The sequence below is a fragment of the Streptomyces sp. Je 1-332 genome (genome assembly GCF_040730185.1).
GTDB lineage: Bacteria > Actinomycetota > Actinomycetes > Streptomycetales > Streptomycetaceae > Streptomyces.
Window position 1 is genome coordinate 7,676,832 of the sequence record NZ_CP160402.1, and the last position, 21,178, is coordinate 7,698,009.

Consider the following 21,178-nt stretch of genomic DNA (forward strand, 5'->3'; position numbering starts at 1 on the left):
CACGGGGTAAGGACCGCTAGCGTGTGGCCCCGGACCTGTTCCCGTCGGGCCACCTCGGCCCCGGAGGTGAGAGATGGCGGATACCGGCTCGGCGTCGGTCGGTACGATCCCTGTCCAGCATCTCCGGTCCGGTGACCACGCGTTCGTCAGTTACGGCGACGACGACGCGGGCCGCGACGTGGTATCCGCCTTCACGTGGGCAGGGCTCGTACAGCGCGAGAAGGTGATGGTCTTCGCCGCGCCCCACCTGGACGACGAACGGGTGTGGGCCCGGCTGGACGCGCCGGGAGCCCTGCTGGGATCCGCCCGGGAGAGCGGGCAGTTGGTGCTCAGCAGCATGCGTGCCCTCATCCATCCCGAGGAGGCGTTCACCCCCCACCGCCAGTGGGAGCGCATCACGGAGGAGACCGAGCGGGCCCTGGCGGAGGGCTACACCGGGCTGCGCACCTATATCGACATGCACTGGGTGGGGGCCCTGGGCGCCGACATCGAGGTGATGACGCACCGCGAGTCCCACGCTCAGCATCTGTTCACCGGCCGCCCCTACACCGAGATCTGTGCCTACGACACCCGCTGGTTCGAGCCCGACGTCGTGACGGCCATGCACAAGGCGCACCCCTGTCGGCTGCTGCCGCACCTGGGGGCTCTGCACGCCGAACTGACGGAAGGCAGGGTGCGGTTGGTCGGTGAAGCGGACCTCGCCACTCGGGAGCAGTTCATCGGTGCCGTGCGTGAAGGGCTCAGGCGGGCCGAGGAATCCCGGCAGCCGCTGGTCGTGGACCTGTCCGGTCTCGTGTTCCTCGGCGTCGCTTGCGCCGTGGACCTGCTGCGGCTGGTTCTGGAACATCCGCACGGCCCGGTCCGGGTCCACTGTCCACCGACATCGGCCCGCATACTGCGCCGAGCCGGCGCCGATCAGGTGCCTCACATGGTGCTCAGCGAGGTGGTCCGCTGATGACGACCGCGCCAGGCCCGCACGACGAGGCCTCTCCCGTCACCCTGCTGGAGTCTCGTTTCACGCAGGACGACCTGCCCCGGCTGCGTATGCTCGTCGCGCAGTTCGCCGACCACCAAGGGCTGACCGAGCCACGGCGCAGCGAATTCATCGTGGCCCTGGACGCGGTGGCGGTCAACGCCGTCGAGCACGCGGGCGGCGGCGGCACACTGGTCCTGCAGCGCAGCAACGGCCATCTGGCCTGCCACATCCACGACGTGGGCCTCGGCTTCAGCGCCGACGTCGTCCCCGACCTGGCCCCCGGCCTCGACGGCCGCGCGACCGGCCGAGGCCTGTGGCTCGCCACCCTGCTCACCGACGAGCTCACCATCTCGGGCGGCCCCGACGGCAGCAGGGTGACCCTGGCCGTGCGGCTCCCCGGCCCTCACTGATGCGTCGTCACCGGCTGAACCGGCGCCGCAGCTTGACCGTGTAGTTGGTCCGGGTGGAGGGCGCTCCGTCCGGGGCCGTCAGAGAGTGTTCGTGGGTTTCGCAGGCGAGTACGTCCCACTGCCCGGCCGGCAGATCGAGCGAGGCCAGGACCTTCTCGGGGGTGGGGAAGTCGACGCCGGGGTGAGGTTCGGTCTCCCAGGCGGGAAAGCCCATGTGGCCGACGATCAGGAGTGTGCCGCCCTCGGCGACGGCCGCGGCGGCGGCGCGCAGGATCTGCTCGCGCGGCATCTCGTGCAGGGAGTGCAGGAACTGGGCGCAGACCAGGTCGTAGCTGCCGGCCGGGAAGGAAGCGCCCAGGTCGTGGTGCTGCCAGTCCACGCGGTCGGCGACCCCGGCCTGGTCCGCGTGCTCGGCCGCGCGGGCGAGGGCGACGCGGGAGATATCGGTGGCGGTGACGCGCCAGCCCTGCCGCGCGAGCCAGATCGCGTCGCCTCCCTCTCCGCAGCCCAGATCGAGGGCGCTCCCGGAAGTGAGCCCCTCGGTCTCGCGGACGAGGGCGGCATTGGGTTCGCCGCTCCACAGACGGCCGCTCTGGTTGTAGCGCTCGTCCCAGAATGCCTCGGCCGATTCGGCGGCGGAGACGGCGGTGCCGGAAGCGGCGTGGGTGCCCGAAGCGGCGTGGGTGCCGGGCGTGGGGTCGGTCGTGCGGTCGCTCATGTGGGCTCCTTCTGCTCTGCGGCAACCCTGCGCGCGGCCCCGGCCGCTTGACAAAGATATTTGCCGACCCGGCAAATGGAGGGATGGGCGACGATGCCGAACTCACGGATGTGCTGACCGCCGTCGGGCCGAGGCTGAGGGCGCTGCGGAAGGCGCGTGGCGCCACCCTGGCCCGGCTGAGCGAGGAGACCGGCATCTCCCTGAGCACGCTCTCGCGCCTTGAGGCCGGACAGCGGGAGCCGACCCTGAAGCTCCTGCTCCCGCTGGCCAAGGCGTACGGCGTACCGCTCGACGAACTGGTCGGCGCGCCCCAGACGGGTGATCCGCGGATCCACCCGCGGCCGTTCCTGCGCCACGGCAACACGTGGGTGCCCCTGACCCGCTACCTCGGCGGAATGCACGCCTACAAGCAGGTCATGCCGGTCGCCAGGAACGGCAACCGGCAGACCACGCGCCCCGAGCAGGGCACGCACGAGGGCTACGAGTGGCTCTACGTACTCTCCGGCCGCCTGCTCCTTGCCCTGGGCGACCACGACCTGGTGCTCACCGCGGGCGAAGCCGCCGAGTTCGACACCCGCACCCCGCACGGGTTCTCCAACGCCGGCGACATCCCCGTCGAATTCCTCGCCCTGTTCGGGGCCCAGGGCGAGCGCATGCACGTACGCGTCAGGCCGGGCGGCGGCGAGGGAGACGACGGGGACCAGTAACTCTGAGAGGCAGTCGGGGCGGCAGGGTCAGGCCGTGCGGAGCGCCGGGTCGCTGGTGCCGGGCTCGCCCGTCTCGACGTGCCCCGCCAGCCGCCGCAGATAGGCGCTGTCACTGTCGGACCGCACCCGCAGGTCGTACCAGCGCTTGCTGTGGCCGAGGTCCACTCGGCGGGTCTTGCGCCCGCCCGCGGCGACGGTGAGCTCAGTGCTCTTGTCGCCGTAGGCGTTGGTGATGGTCAGGCGGCAGGCGGTCTTGGCGTGGTTGATGAACGTGAGCTCGATGCGACCGCTGCTCTCGTCGTGACGGCCGATGACCTCCGGGCCCGGGGTCGCGGCCGTGCCCTCGTACGTCCGCAGATAGCCGCCCGGCCCGTGCACCGTCAGCTCGTACGTCCCCTCCGAGGGGGCGGTGCTCCACGTGTCGGAGATCTTCTTGCCCGCCGATGCGGTGTACGTCCAGGGCCCGTCGTCGCGGTTGCCGGACGTGACGAGGAAGCAGGCGCCCGTCTCGTCACCCGGCGTGAAGGTGAGCTCGACGTTGCCGTCGGCGGGCTTGACGGCCGCGGTGACCAGGGGTGTGTAGGGCAGGGGCCGGGTGGGCCGCGCGCCCTTCTCCTGCTTGGGCAGGGCGGGGGAGGCCGGCGGGGAGTGCTGGTAGCTGCCGTGCCGTTCCTGGTCCGGCGGCTCATAGGCGTCGGTGCTCGGCAGGTCCGCGCGCTCGGTGTGCTTGAGGCTGAAGTCGAAGGCCGATGTGAGGTCGCCGCAGATGGCGCGGCGCCAGGGGGAGATGTGCGGTTCGTGGACGCCGAAGCGGCGCTCCATGAACTGGATGACGGAGGTGTGGTCGAAGACCTCGGAGCAGACGTAGCCGCCGGTGGACCACGGGGAGACGACGAGGGTGGGCACCCGCATGCCGAGCCCGTAGGGGCCCGCGCTGTAGTCGCTGTCGCCGGGGAAGTGGTCGAGCTCGGTGTCGACGGTGGACGCGCCCCAGGAGGAGTCGGCCGGCGGGTAGGGCGGGGGCACGTGGTCGAAGTAGCCGTCGTTCTCGTCGTACGTGATGATCAGGGCGGTCTTGCTCCACACCTCGGGGTCGGACGTCAGTGCGTCCAGAACCTGCGAGATGTACCAGGCCCCGTAATTCGCGGGCCAGTTGGGGTGCTCGCAGAAAGCTTCGGGGGCGGCGATCCAGGAAATCTGCGGGAGTTTCCCCGCCTTGACGTCGGCGCGCAGGTCATCGAGGAGATGACCGCCCTCCTTGACCTTCGTTCCCTTCCTCGCCTTTTCGTAAAGGGGGTCACCCGGCTTCGAGTTGCGGTACTTGTTGAAGAACATCAGCGAGTTGTCGCCGTAGTTTCCGCGGTAGGCGTCCTCCAGAACGCCCCACAGCCCGTCCTCCGTGAGGCCGTCACCGATGTCCTGATAGATCTTCCACGACACCCCGGCCTTCTCCAGGCGCTCGGGATAGGTGGTCCAGTCGTAGCCGACTTCTTCGTTACCGAGGACCGGACCGCCGCCCTTCCCGTCGTTTCCGGTATGCCCGGAGTAGAGGTAATAGCGGTTGGGGTCGGTCGCGCCCATGAACGACGAGTGGTAGGAGTCGCAGACCGTGAAGGCGTCGGCCAGCGCGTAGTGGAAGGGAATGTCCTCCCTGGTCAGATAGGCCATCGTCCCCGGCGACTTGGCCGCTATCCAGTCGTCGTACTTTCCTTTGTTCCACGCCTGATGGCCGGTCTCCCAGTCGTGGTCGAGGCCGGCGATGAACTGCATACCCAGGTCGTCGGCGTCGGGATGATAGGGCAGGACTTCCTCACCGTCGCCGGACTGGTGCCATACGGACTTTCCGCTCTCCAGGGTCAGCGGACGGGGGTCACCGAAACCGCGGACGCCGCCCAGCGTGCCGAAGTAGTGGTCGAAGGAGCGGTTCTCCTGCATGAGGACCACGATGTGCTCGACGTCGTCGATCGATCCCGACCGGGCGGAGGCGGGGATGTCGGCGGCGCGCATGATGCTGGCGGACAGAGCCGCGACGCCGGCGGTGCCACCCGCTGCCTGGAGGAAGCGTCGACGGTTGAATGCGGGCATGAAGATGTACCTCTGAAACATGGGGGATAGAGGACCGGTCACCGTAGACCGGCCTGCCCTCGGCATTCAAATAGTGAGAAGAAAAGGTGAAGGAATGAACGACGCAGCCGACGCGAACGACGCGGCCAGCGCCGCCGACGCAGCCGAAGCACCCGTCATCCTGAGCAACGCACCCGGCTCCTTCCCCAGAAGCGTGCTCGCGGAGCGGCATCCCGCGCTCATCAAGAAGGTCCGCGACGCCTTCCCGTACGGCCCTCGGCAGCATCGCGCCCTCGACGCTCTCCTGACGCAGGCCACGGAGGGCGTGATCGAGCCGCTGGGGCCCGAGGCGCACGACCGTCACCTGTGGGAGCGATGGGGGCGCGAGTACTTCGGCCTGTCCTGGTTCGACGTGCCCTTCCTGTGGGCCGAGAGCTACTTCTACCGCCAACTCCTCACCGCTGTCGGTTACTTCGAGGCCGGGCCCTGGCAGGGCATCGATCCGTTCCGCCCCTTCAAGCAGGCCGAACTCCACACCGGGGAGGCCGACGAGGAACTGGCCGCACTCGACCGCCTGGCCCCGCGTCCCGTCGACGAACAGCGCCAGGCCATGCTCCTCGGCTCCCTGTGGGGCAACCGCGCCGACCTCGGCTTCGCCGTGGGCGGCGGCGGTTCCGGGACCGTCGAATCGCGGCTCGTCGCCGACGACTCCGAACTGCTGTGGTCCCTGCTCCCCGAAGGCGGCGCGGCCACGCTGTGCCTGGTCGCGGACAACGCCGGACGCGAGCTGCTGCCCGACCTCATCCTCATCGACCACCTCCTGCACCTGCGGCGCGCGGAGCGGGTCGTGCTGCACATCAAGCCCTACCCGTACTACGTCTCGGACGCCATGACCGCCGACGTGATCGACTGCCTGCACCGTCTCAAGGGCGCACGGGGCGTCGCCGCGGAGGTGGGCCAACGCCTGTGGTCGGCCATGGGTGACGGTCGGATCACCGTACGCAGCCACGCCTTCTCCTGCGCCCCGCTGCCGTACGCGCGGATGCCCGAGGATCTGCGCCGGGAATTCGCCGAGGCCGACGTGACCGTCATGAAGGGCGATCTGAACTACCGGCGCCTGGTCGGCGACCGGCTGTGGCCCGCCACCACGCCGTTCGAGGAGCGCACCGCGTACTTCCTGGGACCGGTGGCCGCCCTGCGGACACTGAAGTCCGACGTGATCGTCGGGCTCGACGGACGGACCGAAGCGGCGCTCGTCGCCGCACACGGCCAGGGATGGCGCACCAGCGGCACCCACGCCCTGATCCAGGCACGGCCGTGACCCCGAGAGCCGTAACCCGCAGAGCCGTGACCTGGAGAGATGGCGTAAGGCTTTGCCAATCTCCCCCAAGGTCGTTATCGTCTCGAACGGTCCTGTTGTCTCCGATAGAGGTGGACGTTGCGCATCTGAGGTTCGCGATCATCGCGCCGTACGGCCCTCGCCGTACGCCCGTCACGCCGCAGCCCGGCCTTGCCGTGCCGCCCGTGACCCCGCGTGGATGCGACCTCGGTGCATGAGCCGTCCCTCGATCTCCCGGACCGCCGCACCCCTCTCTCTCGGCTGGTCGCCGCGTGGTGCTCGCATACGACGCCCCCCCGCCCACTGCGCCCTGCGACTGCGAGATTCATCATGTCTGTACCCACCACCCCCAGCGCCTCCCTGACCTGCTCCGCCCTCTCCTTCCAGTGGCCGGACGGCACGAGCGTCTTCGACGGTCTGTCCGTCAGCATCGGCAGGGGTCGCACCGGACTCGTCGGCGCCAACGGCACCGGCAAATCAACCCTGTTGCGCCTGCTCGCCGGTCAACTGCGCCCCTCCCAGGGGTCGGTGACCGTCGGCGGCACCCTGGCCCATCTCCCGCAGAACATCACCCTCGACACGACCCTGCGCGTCGACCAGGCCCTGGGCATCGCCGAGCGGCGTGCCGCACTGCGCGCCATCGAATCCGGCGACGTACGCGAGGAGCACTTCGAGACGGTCGGCGACGACTGGGACGTCGAGGAGCGGGCCTTGGCCCAGCTGGGGTCACTCGGCCTCGGTGACATCGAACTCGACCGGGCGGTAGGACAGTTGTCCGGCGGGGAGACCGTGCTGCTGCGCCTGGCAGCGCTCCTCCTGGAACGCCCGGACGTCCTCCTCCTCGACGAACCGACCAACAACCTCGACCTGTTCGCGCGCCGCAGGCTCTACGAGGCCGTCGACTCCTGGCGCTCCGGCGTCCTCGTCGTGGTCAGCCACGACCTCGACCTGCTCGAACGCGTCGACCGCATCGCCGAGCTGCGCTCCGGGTCGGTGAGCTGGTACGGCGGCGGCTGGTCCGCCTACGAGGAAGCCCTTGCCACCGAGCAGGAAGCGGCGGGACGGATGCTGCGGGCCGCGGAGGCCGACGTACGCCGCCAGAAGCGTGAACTGGAGGAGACCCAGGTCAAGGTGGCCCGTCGCCAGCGGCACAGCAAGAAGATGGACGCCCAGCGGCGCGCCCCGCGCATCGTGGCGGGCGAGAAGAAGCGCTCCGCGCAGGAGTCGGGGGACAAGCTCCGGGGCCTGCACGAGGAGCGGCTCAGCGAGGCACGCGAGCGGCGCGAGGAGGCCGCGGACGCGATCCGCAACGACGCCGAGATCCGCGTCAGCCTCCCGCACACCGCTGTGCCGGCGGGCCGCACCGTGCTGACCCTGCGCGAACTGCGCCCCCGCTTCGGTACGTTGCGGGAGGGCACCCTGCATGTGCAGGGACCCGAGCGGATCGCCCTCGTCGGGCGCAACGGCGCCGGCAAGACGACGCTGCTGCGCACCCTCACCGGGGAGTTGGCCCCACTGTCCGGCGAGGTCAGGACGTCGGTGCCGCTGCGGTTCCTGCCGCAGCGTCTGGATGTCCTTGACGACGGGCTGAGCGTCGCGGCGAACGTCGCCCGCCTTGCTCCCGGGCTCACCGACAACCACATCCGTTCGCAGCTGGCGCGCTTCCTCTTCAAAGGGGCTCGTGCCGAACAACTGGCGGGCACCCTGTCGGGCGGCGAGCGCTTCCGTGCCGCGCTCGCGGCGATGATGCTCGCCGCGCCGGCCCCTCAGCTGCTGATCCTCGACGAGCCGACCAACAACCTCGACCTGGCCAGTGTGCGCCAGCTCACCGGCGCGCTCGAGTCGTACGAGGGAGCGCTCCTGATCGCCAGTCACGACCTGACGTTCCTGGAGTCGATCGGCGTCACGCGCTGGGTGCACGTCGCGGAGGAACTCCAGGAGACCACCGCGGACGAGGTCCGCGACCTCTTGGCGGCACGCGGCCGGGCGGATGCCGGAGAATCCTCGGCCTAGGCCAGGAACCGACTGGCCCGGGCAGGGCCTGGGCCAGAACCTGACAAGAAAGGGGAGTCACCAAGTGCGTGTGTTGTTGTCTACGTACGGTTCGCGCGGGGACGTCGAACCGCTGGTGGGACTCGCGGAGCGGTTGCGGGAGCTCGGCGCGGAGGTGCGGGTGTGCGCGCCGCCGGACGAGGACTTCGCGCAGCGGCTGGACGCTGTCGATGTGCCCTTGGTGCCGGTGGGCCGGTCGGCGCGCGCCCTGACGAACGCCGCGCCGCAGCCGTCGTCCCTGCCCCAGCGTGCCGCCGAGTTGATCGCGAGCCAGTTCGATGCGGTCAGCGCGGCGGCCGAGGGGTGCGACGTGGTGGTGGCGACCGGCGTGATGCCGGCCGCGGCCGGTGCGCGGTCCGTGGCCGAGAAGCTCGGCATCCCTTCCGTGTCCGTGACCTTCCAGCAGATCACTCTGCCGTCGCCGCACCACGCGCCACTGGCGTACGCGGGCCGGCCGTTCCCGCCGGACGTGACGGACAACCGGGTGTTGTGGGACCTGGACGCCGAGAGCATCAACGCGCTGTTCGGCGAGGCGCTCAACACGAACCGGGCGTCGGTCGGCCTGCCCCCGGTAGACAACGTCCGTGACTACGTCATCGGCGACAAGCCGTGGCTGGCGACGGACCCGGTCCTCGACCCGTGGCACCACACACCGGACTTCGACGTCGTGCAGACCGGCGCGTGGATCATGCCTGACGAACGGCCGCTCCCCGCCGAGCTGGTGGCGTTCCTGGACGCCGGAGAACCACCGGTCTACGTGGGCTTCGGCAGCATGCCGATGGGCGCGTCGAAGGAGGACTCGCAGGACGCGTCCCGGGTTGTCGTCGATGCGGTCCGCGCGCAGGGCCGCCGTGTGCTCGTCTCCCGCGGGTGGGCCGACCTGGCCCCGCTCGACGACCGGGACGACTGCTTCGTCGTCGGCGAGGCCAACCACCAGACCCTGTTCGGCCGGGTGGCCGCCGTGGTGCACCACGGCGGCGCGGGCACCACGACGACCGCCACGCGCGCCGGAGCGCCCCAAGTGGTGGTGCCCCAGGCGACGGACCAGCCGTACTGGGCCGCCCGCGTGGTCGACCTTGGCATCGGCGCGGCACACGACGGCCCGACCCCGACCATCGCCTCCCTGTCCGCCGCGCTCGGGACGGCCCTGACTCCCGAGACCCGCGCGCGGGCGAAGTCGGTGGCCGCCACGATCCGCACGGACGGCGCGGAAGTGGCGGCGAAGCTGCTGCTCGACATGGTCGGCCGGGGGGAGGGGTGACCGGCTAGCGCGGGTGACTTCGGCTGCGGGCTGCCCATCCCGCCCTTGGTCGTCCGCTGTCGGCCGCGCTCGGGATAGCCCTGACTTCTGAGGCCTGTGCGCGGCCGGGGTTGGTGGCGAGCACGTTGCGGATGGACGGCGCGGAAGTGGCGGCGAAGCTGCTGCTCGACTTGGTCGGCCGGGGGGAGGGGTGACCGGTTCGTGCGGGTGAGTCTTCGGGCGGCCCACGCCGCGTCGGCCGCCGGGCGGTGGCCGTGGCGGTTTCGCGTCAAGTACGGTGCGCCCGACGTCCCACACGGATGCCCACCGCGTCCTGCTGCGCGACATCGCTGTCCGTCGCCAGATGGACGGGGACGAAGACGACCATCCAGTAGAAGCCGAACAGCCAACGGCCGGTGAGCCGGACGAGACCGGGTCGTCGACCGTCGGTAGCGCGGCCCACACGCAGCCCCGAGATCATCTTGCCGAGGCTGGCCCTGGCGGCCTGAGTGAGCAGGACGTGGTTGGCGAAGGAGACTCCGACGGCCACGCCGAGGGCCAGCCCCCACACCGCGGGGGAGAGCGGCCGCACCTCGACCACTCCGTCACTCACCTTCACACCGGCGGCGCCACCGGCCGCGAGGCCACCCACCAGAGCGAGGAGCCCGTCGATGACAGCCGCGGCCACTCTGCGCGCCTGAGAGGGCGCTACGACACGGGCGGGGGCGTACTGCTGACTGACCACGCTCTGCTTCCCGATCTCTTCCCTGTCCACTGCCCACTGTCCGAACCGGACCGGTGAACCGGCCGACTCAGGCTGCACGCTACTGTCCGAGATCGCGCGAGCGCCTTGGGGCCCCGCCGGGAAGGGACCGGTCCGGCGGGGCGCTTCGACGGCCTCTGCCGTCAGTCGTGCAGGGCCACGAGCACGATCGCGGCCGAGACCGCGCCGAGGGTCACGGCCGCGAATCCGTGGGAGAGGCGGTGTGTGCGGGGGACGGGCAGGAGGTGGTCCACGGCGAACCTGCCGGGGCCGGCGAGGGCCAGGCTCACGGCCGCGGTGAGCAGGACCAGGTCGTACTCGATGCCGGAGGGGTTGAAGAAGCCGTTGCCCCACTTCATGGCGATGGCATTGAGCATGATCCCGACGATGCCCGCCCCGGCGAGCGGGGTGAGCAGGCCGATGGCGAGGCCGAGGCCGCAGAGCGTCTCCGTCAGACCGGCGACCGTGGCCATGGTCTTCGGGGCGGAGTAGCCGTCGCTCGCGAAGAACCCGGCGGTGCTGTCGAGGCCCGCGCCGTTGAACCAGCCGAAGAGCTTCTGGCTGCCGTGGACCGCCATGGTCAGACCGACCGCGCAGCGCAGCAGAAGGAGGCCGATGTCACCGCCGTACTGCGCGGGGGCGAGCGGGGAGTTGGTGCCGCGGAGAGCGGCGGTGTGTGTGCTGGTGGACGTGGAAGAGGAAAGGGGCATGCGGATCTCTCCTGTTGATCGATGCAGGTGGTGCGGTGAGGTGGTGATGTGGTGACGCCGACCGGTCCCGTCGGCGGGTGCGGGTGGAGAGATCCCGTCTACGTCCTGATGACCTGGGTTCTGTAGAGGTCGACGGACGTCGCGTCCGGGGGAGAGGCGCCGGGCAGTTCAGGGGCCTCGTCCCACGGCTCGTACGGCGCGGGCGTCGCCTCGAAGGAGGGCGAACTGGTCCGCTCGGGAGCGGGCAGTGCCTCGCGCGGCGCCCTGTTCTCGCCCTCGTGACAGCCACGTCCGCCGTCACGTCCGCCATCAGGTCCGCTGTCCCGGCTGTCGGCCACCCGCTCGGCGTACGAACCGTCGGGCACCGCCGTCGCGACAGCGGTGCCCGACAGACCGTCGATCCCGAGCAGGGAGATGAGGAAGAGAAAGGCCATGGCGAGCAGAGCCGTGCGCACCGCACCGCCCTGGAGTCGCATCTCCCGTGTGGCCATGTCCGACCGATGGTAGGTCAGAGCGGGCGGCGGGCACAGGAGGAGACCCCTGGCGGAGCAAGAAGCAGCGGCGCGGCTCGCCGTCTACCGTCGGGCACACGTGATGTCGCGGGCCGGAAGAGCGCCGGTGCGCAGGTAGTTGTTGACCGCGCGGTCGGCGCAGGGAACGGGGCGTAGTCCTTCGAGACCGCGGCCGTACACCCCGTGCGAGCGGATGTCCGCCGTGATCAGGCGGGAGCCGGTCAGTCTGCGGTGCAGGGCCAGGGCTCCGGCGTAGGGGACGTTGTTGTCGCGGCGGGCCTGGAGCATCAGTACGGGTACGTCGTTGGAGATGACCGTGCCCGGTTCGAGGGGCGCCGCGGCCCAGAACGCGCACGGGGCGATCATGCCGTTGACGTACGGGCCGAACACGGGCTGGGTGGCACGGCTGCGCACGCTGTTCCTCCAGTACGTCTCCGGGTCCTTCGGCCAGCCGCCGGCAGGCCAGCCGCCGTCACCGCACATGAAGAGCGCCCCGCCCACCATGCTGTCCGCGAGGTCGGGCGAAGCGAGCAGCTCCAGCATCGCGGCGAGCTCGGGGCCGGGCTGGACCGGCTTTCCCGCCGCCGCGTCGACCAGGTCCCGGACGATGGCGGCCAGCGTCGGGTCGTACTCCGCGTGCTGGATCGGCTGCTTCAACAGCAGCCGCAGAACAGGGGCGTTGAGCCGTTGCCCCTGGACGCTGACCGGCTGACGCTCGGCCTGCGCGAGGAGCCGCTCGACGCGCATCCGTACGTGCGAGGCAGTGCGGCCGAGCCGGTACGTGCCGTGGTGGCGGGCGGTCCAGGCGGCCCATGCGTCCAGCGCTTCCTCGGCCGGTGCGCCCGAGCTTTGGAACAGTTCGTACTGGGAGGCGGACGGGTCGGTCGAGGAGTCGATGACCATGCGGTCCGTGCGGTGGGGGAACAGCTGGGTGTAGACGGCGCCCAGGTCGGCGCCGTAGGAGATGCCGTAGTAGGAGAGCTTCCGCTCGCCGAGGGCGGCCCTGATCACGTCCATGTCGCGAGCCACGTTGCGCGAGGAAGCGTGTGGCAGCAGTTCCGCGTTGTCGCCGTGCTCCGAGCAGCGCCGTGCCGTGTCCCGCGCGGCCCGCACCGACGCGTCGAAGTCCGCGCGGGGCGATGTCGAGGGGCCGGGCGGGGCCGGCGGCTCGGCCCGCGCGCAGGTGATCGGGGAGCTTTCGCCGAGGAACCGCGGGTCGAACCCGATGAGGTCGTAGCCGTCCGCCACCTGCTTCAACGCGGGCCGCAGGGCGAGGGTGTTGGCGAGGCCGCTGCCGCCCGGACCACCGGGATTGGACAGCAGGATGCCGCGGCGGTGGGACGAGGACTTGGCCTTGACGCGCGAGACGGCGATCTGGAGGGTGCGGCCGCCGGGGGCGGAGTAGTCGAGGGGGACCTTCACCTTCGCGCACTGCGCCCCGGCCGCGTTCAGCTCCGCCTGTGCCTGCGAGCAAGGACCCCAGCTCAGCCGCTGCCGCTCGTAGGCCGAGATCGGGCCGGTGGCCAAGGAAGAGGCCGCGGCCCGGGAAGGGGCCGCCGTCGAGGGCAGGGAGGTCGCCGTCGACGGCGCTGCTCCGGCGAGCAGCCCGGCCAGGCTCAGGCCTGTCGCGAGTGAGGGGATGACGCCGCGCATCGTGCTCCTTGGGTGTGCCTGAGGCAGGGACGGACGGAGTCGACGCTAGGAGCAAGGGAGGTGACAGGACATCAGGTCACCTGGTCGACGCGTCCGGGGGTTAACCCCCGCCTGCGCCCCGGCGATAGCGGCCGGGCGTCGTACCCACGTGGCGGGTGAAGTGCCGGTTCAGATGGGCCTGGTCGTGGAACCCCACACTGGTCGCGACCTCGGCGGGGCGATGGCCGTCGAGCAGCAGGTGGCGCGCCCGGTCGATGCGCTTGCCGGTGAGGTAGGTGTGCGGTGGCAGGCCGTAGGTCTGCCGGAAGCAGCGGATCAGGTGGGTGGGGTGCGCGTGCAGCGCGTCGGCGGCCTCCTGCAGCGGGAGGCCGGTGACCGTCCGGGAGTCCAGGAGTTCACGCAGTTTCGTGGCGAGGCGGTTGGCCTCGCGGCCGGGTGTGCGGGGCCGCAGCGCGTCGAGGTGGACGTGGAGCCGCTCGCGGACGAAGGAGAGGCGCGACTCGGCTTCGAACTCGTCTCCCGTGTGGCCGAGCGAGGCATGGAGTTGGTGGATGCGCCGGCGCAGCAAGGGGTCCAGAAGGATCGGCCCGTCCACCGCGCCGCCGACCAGGCGCCGGGGGAGCACGGAGTCATCCAGATAGAGGACGCGTTTCCGGAAGCCCGATTCGGTGACCGTCCGTCCGTCGTGCGGCACGCCCGGAGGCAGCAGGAGGACGTTGGCGGTGCCGGTCGCGTCATGGCGGCGGCGGTCGAGCGCGAAGTCGACGGCCCCGTCGTCGAGGATCATCAGGTCCCACGTGTCGTGGGTGTGAGCCGGATACGCGTGGTCGGTGAAGTGCGCGTGGAAGACCTCGGCGATCCCCGGAACCGACGGCCGCCAGGCGTTGATGGACGTGCGGGGCCGCTCTTCGCTCATGCCAGGAACGTACAAGACCGTCCGAGTCCGGTCGCGGCAGGCTCGTGGTCATGGAAAACGAACACCGCACGTCCAAGAAGTCCGTCCCCGTCAACATCGCCGACAAGCTCGCGGGGTTCAGCGAACTGTGGTCGCAGAAGACAGTGGCCACCCTCAACGACTACGAGGTCAAACTGGCCAAGTTGCACGGGGAGTTCGTCTGGCACAGCCACGAGGACACCGATGAACTCTTCCTGGTGATCAGCGGGCGCCTGACCATCCAGCTGAGGGACGGCGACGTGACCCTGGCACCTGGCGAGCTGTTCGTGGTCCCCCGCGGCGTCGAGCACTGCCCGGTGGCGGACGAGGAGACCGCCATCCTGCTCTTCGAGCCCGCGGGGACACTGAACACCGGCGACGCCGGCGGCCCCATGACCAAGGCCGCCGAGCTCGTCTCCTGATCCCGTAGATCCCGACCCCGTAGATGCGGGCCCCGTCGATGCGGGGCTCTCATCACGTCGGGTGTTGTGAGGGCGGTCACATCAAGGGGCCGCGATGGTCTCTCCTGAGAGTGACGAGCACCACCTGCCGGGGCATACGCGGGCCATCGCTTTGTATCCTCGGCAGGCAGTGCCGACACCTCCGTCGCAGACCCGGGCAGCTCACAGGGCCGGGCGGCGCCGACAACGTAAGGACACACCATGACCACCGAGCTGAGCCCCGACGCCGTGACCGGGCTCCTTGAGCGGGCCCGCCAGGACTACCAGGACCTCGCAGGACGCGGGCTCTCGCTCGACCTCACGCGCGGCAAGCCGGCGCCCGAGCAGCTCGACCTCTCCGAGGACCTGCTGAGCCTGCCGGGCGGTCGGCACACCTCCGCGGACGGCACGGACGTACGCAATTACGGTGGTCTGCAGGGTCTGGTGGAGCTCCGGGAGATCTTCGCGGACGTGCTCCAGGTGCCCGCCGGGCAGCTCCTCGCGCTCGGCAACTCCAGCCTCGAGCTGATGCACGACTGCCTGGTGCACGCCCTGCTGAGCGTGGTGCCCGGCGCCGAGTCGCGCTGGGTGGACCAGGAGCGGATCGCGTTCCTGTGCCCGACTCCGGGCTACGACCGGCACTTCGCGCTCTGTGAGCGGTTCGGGATCGACATGATCCCGGTGCCGATGACCGCCGACGGCCCGGACATGGACGTCGTGGAGCGGCTCGTCGCGGAGAACCCGGCGGTCAAGGGCATCTGGTGCGTCCCGAAGTACAGCAACCCCGACGGTGTCTGCTACAGCGACGAGACCGTCTCCCGCCTCGCCTCGATGCAGGCCGCGGCGCCCGATTTCCGGATCTTCTGGGACAACGCGTACGCCGCGCACCACCTCACCGCGGAGCCCGTCGAGATCGCCGACCTGCTCACCGCCTGCGCGGACGCCGGCAACGCGGACCGCGTCTTCGTCTTCGGCTCCACCTCGAAGATCACCGCCGCCGGCGCGGGCGTCGCCTTCTTCGGCTCGTCGCCCGCGAACCTGAAGTGGCTGCTCGCCAACAACGCCAAGCGGTCGATCGGCCCGGACAAGATCAACCAGCTGCGGCACGTCATGTTCCTGCGCGACGCCGACGGGGTGCGCGCCCACATGGAGCGCCAGCGCGCCCTGCTCCAGCCGAAGTTCGAAGCGGTGGCCCGGATTCTGGAGGCGGAGCTCGGAGGCACCGGCCTCGCCCGCTGGACCGACCCCAAGGGCGGTTACTTCGTCACGCTCGAAGTGACCGACGGCTGCGCCAAGGAGGTCGTACGCCGTGCCGCGGAGGCAGGCATCGTGCTGACCCCGGCCGGCGCCACCCACCCCTACGGCGACGACCCGCGCGACGCCACCATCCGCATCGCGCCCAGCTACCCGAGCCTGGCGGAGCTGGAGCAGGCCATCGCCGGACTCGCCGTGTGCGTACGGCTCGTGGGGTACGAGCAGCGGGTCGCCTAGCTCCGAGGACACTCACGGGCAGAGCCTGAAGCCCCGAAGCGGGAACGTGTGCCATCGCGTTCCCGCTTCGAGGCCTCGGCCCTGGTGACACCAGCCCGGTTCCGGCCAGTAAACTGCGCGCGCTCAGAAGCGTCGCAGGAGGCAAGGGGGAACCGTGGCACACGGGGGATATCAGGGCTGGGGCCCGGGGAACGGTCAGCCGCAGGGCGGTGGCCCCCATCCGTACGGACCGCAGGGCGGTGGCCCGAACCCGTACGGACCGCCGCAACCCGGGCCGTACCCGCCCGCGCCCCCGCAGCCGTATCCCTACCCGCCGCAGCCCGTCCGGCGGCGGCGCTCGGGGTGCGCGCTCTTCCTCGTCTCGCCCCTCATCCCACTCATCCGCTCCGCCCGCCGCCGCGCCGAGGCGATCTTCAACCAGCCCGGCGCCGGCCGCGTCGCGGACCCGCTCGTGAGGAAGGTGCAGCTGGGGCGCGCGATCGCCGGTGCGGCCGCCAGCCTCCTCCTCGTCTACACCTACGGCGCGGACGACGGCTGGAGCGGGGTCGCCAACGACGGTGTCGTGAAGCTGATCCTCGCCCCGCTGCTGCTCATCTTCACCGGGCCGCTGGTCGTCCTGGGCTTCATCCGCTACGCCCCCGCCGCGCAACGCCGCGTACTCCGCTCCCGGCTGCGAGCGCCCCTCAAGGCCGTGGCCTGGTACGTCGGCATCCTGGCGGGTGTCGTGCTCGTGCTGGCTGGCAGCGCCCTGGTGCTCAAGCAGAACCACGGCACGCTCGTGAACGGCCTCATCGCGCTCGCTCTCCTCATCGGTCTCGCCTGGCTGCTGCCGTTCCTCCTCTTCGCCTCCGCGTACGCCGCCCGCTATGCCTTCAACACGTCCAACGTGCACGCCGCTCTCCCGGCCGCGCTCACCGTCGTACTCGTCTGGGAGCTGATGCTCTTCAGCGTCGCGCTCGAAGGGGGCCTTCCGCACGGGCCACCGGCCGCGCAGTGGTGCGCTGTCCTCGGTGGCCCGGTGTCCGTGACCGCGGTGGCCCTGTGGGAACTGCACCGCATGCGAAGCCGCCACGGTGTGCGCGTTCGCACCTACGGGTGACCCGCATACCTCGCCCCGCAGGAGCCAGGACATACTCGGCGTCGCTGCCGAGGAGCGGCTGCGGCTGCGGGCCGATGCCCGTGCCGTCGCCGCGGAGTTGCGTCCGTTGGCCGAGCGGGGTCTTTCCCACCTGCGGAGCCTGTCCGTCGGACGCGCCGGCCTCTGACAACTAGCGCTCTTCGAGAACCATTTCCCGCTCGAGCTTGGAGGGATCGCCCGTCATCGTGACGGTCTCCCCGGAGCGTACGAACCCGTACCGCCGGTAGAAGCTCTCGGCTCGCGCGTTGTCCTCGTGGACGTACAGGCGCACCCGCGTCACATCCGGCACCGACCACGCCCACGCGACGGCCGTCTCGAAGAGTGCGTCGATCACTCCGCTCCCGCGGTGGTCGGGGCGCACGTAGACACCGACGAGATGCGCCTGGCGCTGTTGAACGGGTCCGCCGAACACGTCGTCGCTGTCCGCGTCCTCGATGAGCACGGTCACTGAACCGATCCAGATCCCGCCGGGCCCCTCGGCCACGAACTGGCGCACCCGCGCGCCGTCGGCCGCCTTCTCGGCCCGCTCCTGCCAGAAGGAGTCCGGCTGCGCTACGGCCTTCTCGTACGTCTCGAGAAAGGCGATCGGAGCCACCGGATCCTGTAGCGACGAGAGCCGCAGCTCCTTCACCTCCGGCCACTCGTCGGCACGTACCGGACGGACGACTTGGCGGGAAACCTGGTTCATGCTGCCGCACCCTACGCGAGCCCTGCCGGGGATGCCGCGGCATTTTCGCAGGTCCACGGGCCGCTGCCGCGCACCGGGGGAGAGGCTCACTCCTCAGGCACCGCTGCCCGGCCCTCGGTGGACGAATCCGGCCATGTTGAGGGCATGTTCGGGCAAGTTGCTGCTCATCGGTGCCCCTCACACCTATGGTGAGAGGGACATGACTGGGTGCCAGGGGGTGAGACCGATGGCTTTCACTGAGATTGCCGTAGCCGTGATCACGGCCGGGCCTGCCTATATCGCGGTCTACTTGGCCGCACGCAAGGCCCAAGGTGAGCCGGCGCAACCGCAGGCTTGTGCACAGCACGCCGTCTGCGAGCAGTGCACGGGTCGAACCACGAGGGACGGCGTGCCGGACAGTGTCATGCACTGGACCTTGGCAGCCTGACCTGGCTCCCTCCACCCCCTCCACTTCGCAATACCGCACCGGGCCCGCCACCTTCAGGGTGGCGGGCCCGGCGCGTGCGCGGGGCTGTGAGGTCAGGCGGCCTTCCAGGCCGCCTCGATCATCCGGAAGATCTCGTCCACCGCGGCCTCCGGATCGGCCGCATCGCGAGCCAGCGAAAAGGCGTCGATCGCGAACCGCGCGATCGCCCGGCAGGCCGTCGCGGACTGTGCCAGGCCGGGATCGGCGGCGATGACCCCCGCCACCGCCTCCGCGTGACGCAGCCTCATCGACTCCTCGTACTCCCGCAGGGCGGGTGAGGCGTCGATCATGCGCCAGAGCGGGGCGGCTTCGTCCGCCGTGCAGTGCCGCACCAGAGCCAGGATCTCGCGGTGCAGCGCGGGAACGAGCGGCTCGTCCGGCGCCCGGTCGGTGACCGCCCGGGTGAGGCGTTGCTCGAAGTTCTCGTCCTGCTCGAACACCAGCGCTTCTTTGGCGGCGAAGTGGGAGAAGAGCGTGGTCACGGCCACGTCGGCCTCGGCGGCCACGTCGCGGATGCCCACCGCTTCGTACCCGCGTTCAAGGAAGAGCCGCAGGGCGGTCTCGGCGATCTTCTGGCGGGTCGCGGCCTTCTTGCGCTCGCGACGTCCGGTCGGCACGGTCATTCACTGATGCTACCAGTTACAAAATCATAACCGTTGTTAAACACTAACCGTTAGTGTTATGTTCGGCGACATGAAGAGAGTGAGCTTCACCGAGTTCGGTGGCCCTGACGTACTACGACTCGAAGACGCCGATGAGCCCCACGCGGGCCCCGGCCAGATACGCATCGCCGTACGGGCGGCAGGCGTGAACCCCGTCGACTGGAGGGTCCGCGAAGGCCAGAAGCTGGGAGCCCATCCGGTCGAGTTGCCCGCCGGAGTCGGACTGGACGCCTCCGGTGTCGTGGACGAGGTCGGTGAGGGCGTCGAGGGCGTCGAGGTCGGAGACCGCGTGTTCGGCGAAGGCTCGTGTACGTACGCCGAGTTCGCCGTGCTCGGGGCCTGGGCCCGGATGCCCGAGGGGCTGACGTTCGAAGAGGCGGCCGGCTACCCCTCCGTGGTGGAGACCGCGCTGCGCATCATCGGCCAGGTCGGTGTGCGAGCCGGGCAGACGCTGCTGGTCAGCGGTGCGTCCGGGGGAGTGGGATCGGCGGTACTGCAGATCGCCCGCGAGCGCGGCATCAAGGTGATCGGTACGGCGGGGGCCGCGAACCAGGACTATCTGCGAGGCCTGGGTGCCGTCCCCACGACGTACGGCGCCGGCTGGGTCGAGCGGGTGCGGCAGCTCGGACACGTCGACGCGGCCCTTGACCTGGCAGGTTCGGGCGTCATCCGCGAACTCGTCGAACTGACCGGGGATCCACGGAAGGTGATCTCCATCGCCGATCTCGGTGCGCCGGAGTCCGGCGTCCGGTTCTCCGGCGTGGCCGGGAGCGTGCCGGAAGCACTCGCCGAGGCCGCCGACCTCATCTCGCGGGGGAAGCTCCACATTCCGGTCGAGAAGTCGTACACGCTGGCCGACGCCGCGGCGGCGCACATCGACAGCCAGGCCGGCCACACGCGCGGGCGCCGGGTCGTGGTCGTCTGAACTGATTCCCGCGCAGGCGCGCGGGTGGCGGAAAAAGTCCGTTCCCGTCTCTTGACCCGTGGTCCCGAGCCCCGCACAGTACTCGTTAATGCGCATAACTAATACGCATTAACGACGGAGGGGCAGTGGTGGACCAACCCAAGAAGCGGGCCGCGCGAGGCAGGGCGTCCGCCCCGGCAGGGCGCACCGGACGGCCGCGCCAAGCCGAGGTCGCCCGGCTCGCGGGGGTCTCACAGGCCACGGTGTCGTTGGTCCTCGCCGGCAAGAAGCAGGGCGTGGCCATCTCGGACGAGACCCGGCAGAAGGTGCTCGACGCTGCCGCAAGACTCGGCTACGTACCCGACCCGGCGGCCCGGCGCCTCGCGGCGGCACGCAACGGCCTGCTCGGTGTCTTCAGTTTCACGGCCACCTTCCCCACGGACGTGCAGCACTCGTACTACCCGTTCCTGGTGGGCGTGGAGCAGGAAGCCGCCGCACAGGGATACGACTTGGTGCTCTTCACCGGGTCGAGTACCGGCGGCGCGGGGGCCGGCGGGCCGCGCGCGCTCAACAGGGCGCGGCTCGCCGACGGCTGTCTCTTTCTCGGCCGTCACGCCCCGGTGGACGAGCTGCGCAGGCTCGTGGACGACGGGTTTCCCGTGGTCCACCTGGGCCGCAGGGAGGAACCGGAGGGACTCGCCTGGGTCGGCGCCGATTACGTGAGCGCCAGCCGCGAAGTCGTCCAGCGGCTCGCCGCCCTGGGGCACCGTCGCATCATCCTCGTACGCGAGGACGACGACGCACCCGCTTCGACCGACCGCGAACAAGGCTTCCTGGAGGGTCTGGAAGCCGCGGGGCTGCCCGGTGGGCACGCTGCCGTGTTCCGCAGTGCGAAGCCGCAACGCGAGCTGGGTCCGGACCACTTGCGGCGGTGGGCGGCAGAGGGTGTCACCGCGTTCGTGGCCGAAGAGACCGACAGCGGCGCCGCCTGGCGAGCGCTGAGCACGGCTGCCCGCGACGCCGGTCTGCGATGCCCCGACGACATCTCACTCGCGGTGCTCGGTAGCCCGCCACCGGATCTCGCGGACGAGCCGCCGCCCTGCGGATTCGACATCCCCCGCGCACAGTTGGGCGCGGCCGCCGTACGCCTGCTCGCCACGCTCGTCGCGGGCGAGGACGCTGCCGACCCCCTGGTGGCCTGCACATTCCGGCCAGGCGCCAGCACGGGGCCCCCACCTGATGCGCTCCCGGACAGCGCGTGACGCCCGCGGGCGCACCCGAGGTGCTCCCGGACAGCGCATGACGGCCGCG

The 21,178-nt window shown here is 70.6% G+C and carries 20 protein-coding genes; 11 read left to right on the forward strand and 9 right to left on the reverse strand.

Annotated features, from left to right (window positions below):
• Nucleotides 1–73: 73 nt before the first annotated feature.
• Both ABXJ52_RS34560 and ABXJ52_RS34565 read left to right on the forward strand, forming a co-directional pair.
• Nucleotides 74–955: an MEDS domain-containing protein gene (locus tag ABXJ52_RS34560; RefSeq protein ID WP_367047698.1), complete on the forward strand. Its 882-nt coding sequence runs from the start codon at nucleotides 74–76 to the stop codon at nucleotides 953–955.
• Complete coding sequence (locus ABXJ52_RS34565; protein WP_367047700.1) at nucleotides 955–1,386, forward strand: ATP-binding protein; 432 nt, start codon at nucleotides 955–957, stop codon at nucleotides 1,384–1,386. Before ABXJ52_RS34560 ends, ABXJ52_RS34565 begins: the two co-directional genes overlap by 1 nt.
• Before the next feature lie 7 nt (nucleotides 1,387–1,393).
• On the opposite strand, the gene ABXJ52_RS34570 is transcribed toward ABXJ52_RS34565, so the two are convergent.
• The gene (locus ABXJ52_RS34570) at nucleotides 1,394–2,104 is read right to left on the reverse strand and encodes a class I SAM-dependent methyltransferase (RefSeq protein WP_367047702.1); all 711 of its coding nucleotides are present in this window, start codon (nucleotides 2,102–2,104) and stop codon (nucleotides 1,394–1,396) included.
• Between the two features lie 83 nt (nucleotides 2,105–2,187).
• Between ABXJ52_RS34570 and ABXJ52_RS34575 the strand changes: the two genes are divergently transcribed.
• Nucleotides 2,188–2,811: a helix-turn-helix domain-containing protein gene (locus tag ABXJ52_RS34575; protein WP_367047704.1), complete on the forward strand. Its 624-nt coding sequence runs from the start codon at nucleotides 2,188–2,190 to the stop codon at nucleotides 2,809–2,811.
• A 27-nt stretch (nucleotides 2,812–2,838) separates the two neighbouring features.
• On the opposite strand, the gene ABXJ52_RS34580 is transcribed toward ABXJ52_RS34575, so the two are convergent.
• Nucleotides 2,839–4,896, reverse strand: coding sequence for a phosphocholine-specific phospholipase C (locus ABXJ52_RS34580; RefSeq protein ID WP_367047706.1), 2,058 nt, complete (start codon nucleotides 4,894–4,896; stop codon nucleotides 2,839–2,841).
• A gap of 94 nt (nucleotides 4,897–4,990) precedes the next feature.
• Here ABXJ52_RS34580 and ABXJ52_RS34585 point away from each other — a divergent pair, with 94 nt between their 5' ends.
• From ABXJ52_RS34585 to ABXJ52_RS34595, 3 genes are all read left to right on the forward strand, one after another.
• Entirely contained in the window at nucleotides 4,991–6,196 is a 1,206-nt protein-coding gene (locus tag ABXJ52_RS34585) for a damage-control phosphatase ARMT1 family protein (protein ID WP_367047707.1), read from the forward strand.
• A 348-nt stretch (nucleotides 6,197–6,544) separates the two neighbouring features.
• Nucleotides 6,545–8,227, forward strand: a complete 1,683-nt coding sequence (locus ABXJ52_RS34590) for an ATP-binding cassette domain-containing protein (RefSeq protein ID WP_367047708.1) — start codon at nucleotides 6,545–6,547, stop codon at nucleotides 8,225–8,227.
• Nucleotides 8,228–8,291: 64 nt separating this feature from the next.
• The gene (locus ABXJ52_RS34595; RefSeq protein ID WP_367047710.1) at nucleotides 8,292–9,527 is read left to right on the forward strand and encodes a glycosyltransferase; all 1,236 of its coding nucleotides are present in this window, start codon (nucleotides 8,292–8,294) and stop codon (nucleotides 9,525–9,527) included.
• Nucleotides 9,528–9,795: 268 nt separating this feature from the next.
• Here the strand turns inward: ABXJ52_RS34595 and ABXJ52_RS34600 are convergent, their stop codons facing one another.
• The 5 genes from ABXJ52_RS34600 to ABXJ52_RS34620 form a co-directional block, all read right to left on the reverse strand.
• Nucleotides 9,796–10,251, reverse strand: coding sequence for an RDD family protein (locus ABXJ52_RS34600; RefSeq protein WP_367047712.1), 456 nt, complete (start codon nucleotides 10,249–10,251; stop codon nucleotides 9,796–9,798).
• Nucleotides 10,252–10,412: 161 nt separating this feature from the next.
• A complete protein-coding gene (locus ABXJ52_RS34605; RefSeq protein WP_367047714.1) occupies nucleotides 10,413–10,979 on the reverse strand; it encodes a DoxX family protein in 567 nt (188 codons plus the stop codon).
• A 98-nt stretch (nucleotides 10,980–11,077) separates the two neighbouring features.
• Nucleotides 11,078–11,470, reverse strand: coding sequence for a hypothetical protein (locus tag ABXJ52_RS34610; protein ID WP_367047716.1), 393 nt, complete (start codon nucleotides 11,468–11,470; stop codon nucleotides 11,078–11,080).
• Between the two features lie 84 nt (nucleotides 11,471–11,554).
• Nucleotides 11,555–13,144, reverse strand: coding sequence for an alpha/beta hydrolase (locus ABXJ52_RS34615; protein WP_367047718.1), 1,590 nt, complete (start codon nucleotides 13,142–13,144; stop codon nucleotides 11,555–11,557).
• Between the two features lie 100 nt (nucleotides 13,145–13,244).
• Nucleotides 13,245–14,060, reverse strand: a complete 816-nt coding sequence (locus ABXJ52_RS34620; RefSeq protein WP_367047720.1) for an AraC family transcriptional regulator — start codon at nucleotides 14,058–14,060, stop codon at nucleotides 13,245–13,247.
• A gap of 50 nt (nucleotides 14,061–14,110) precedes the next feature.
• Between ABXJ52_RS34620 and ABXJ52_RS34625 the strand changes: the two genes are divergently transcribed.
• From ABXJ52_RS34625 to ABXJ52_RS34635, 3 genes are all read left to right on the forward strand, one after another.
• Nucleotides 14,111–14,500, forward strand: a complete 390-nt coding sequence (locus tag ABXJ52_RS34625) for a cupin domain-containing protein (protein WP_367047722.1) — start codon at nucleotides 14,111–14,113, stop codon at nucleotides 14,498–14,500.
• Nucleotides 14,501–14,740: 240 nt separating this feature from the next.
• Nucleotides 14,741–16,009, forward strand: a complete 1,269-nt coding sequence (locus ABXJ52_RS34630; protein WP_367047724.1) for an aminotransferase class I/II-fold pyridoxal phosphate-dependent enzyme — start codon at nucleotides 14,741–14,743, stop codon at nucleotides 16,007–16,009.
• Nucleotides 16,010–16,163: 154 nt separating this feature from the next.
• Complete coding sequence (locus ABXJ52_RS34635; RefSeq protein ID WP_367047726.1) at nucleotides 16,164–17,108, forward strand: hypothetical protein; 945 nt, start codon at nucleotides 16,164–16,166, stop codon at nucleotides 17,106–17,108.
• 169 nt (nucleotides 17,109–17,277) lie between these two features.
• Here the strand turns inward: ABXJ52_RS34635 and ABXJ52_RS34640 are convergent, their stop codons facing one another.
• Nucleotides 17,278–17,835, reverse strand: a complete 558-nt coding sequence (locus ABXJ52_RS34640) for a GNAT family N-acetyltransferase (RefSeq protein WP_367047728.1) — start codon at nucleotides 17,833–17,835, stop codon at nucleotides 17,278–17,280.
• A 519-nt stretch (nucleotides 17,836–18,354) separates the two neighbouring features.
• The gene (locus ABXJ52_RS34645; RefSeq protein ID WP_367047730.1) at nucleotides 18,355–18,924 is read right to left on the reverse strand and encodes a helix-turn-helix domain-containing protein; all 570 of its coding nucleotides are present in this window, start codon (nucleotides 18,922–18,924) and stop codon (nucleotides 18,355–18,357) included.
• A gap of 70 nt (nucleotides 18,925–18,994) precedes the next feature.
• On the opposite strand from ABXJ52_RS34645, the gene ABXJ52_RS34650 reads away from it, so the two are divergent.
• Both ABXJ52_RS34650 and ABXJ52_RS34655 read left to right on the forward strand, forming a co-directional pair.
• Complete coding sequence (locus tag ABXJ52_RS34650; protein ID WP_367047732.1) at nucleotides 18,995–19,888, forward strand: NADP-dependent oxidoreductase; 894 nt, start codon at nucleotides 18,995–18,997, stop codon at nucleotides 19,886–19,888.
• Between the two features lie 128 nt (nucleotides 19,889–20,016).
• Complete coding sequence (locus ABXJ52_RS34655) at nucleotides 20,017–21,129, forward strand: LacI family DNA-binding transcriptional regulator (protein WP_367049464.1); 1,113 nt, start codon at nucleotides 20,017–20,019, stop codon at nucleotides 21,127–21,129.
• Nucleotides 21,130–21,178: the final 49 nt, after the last annotated feature.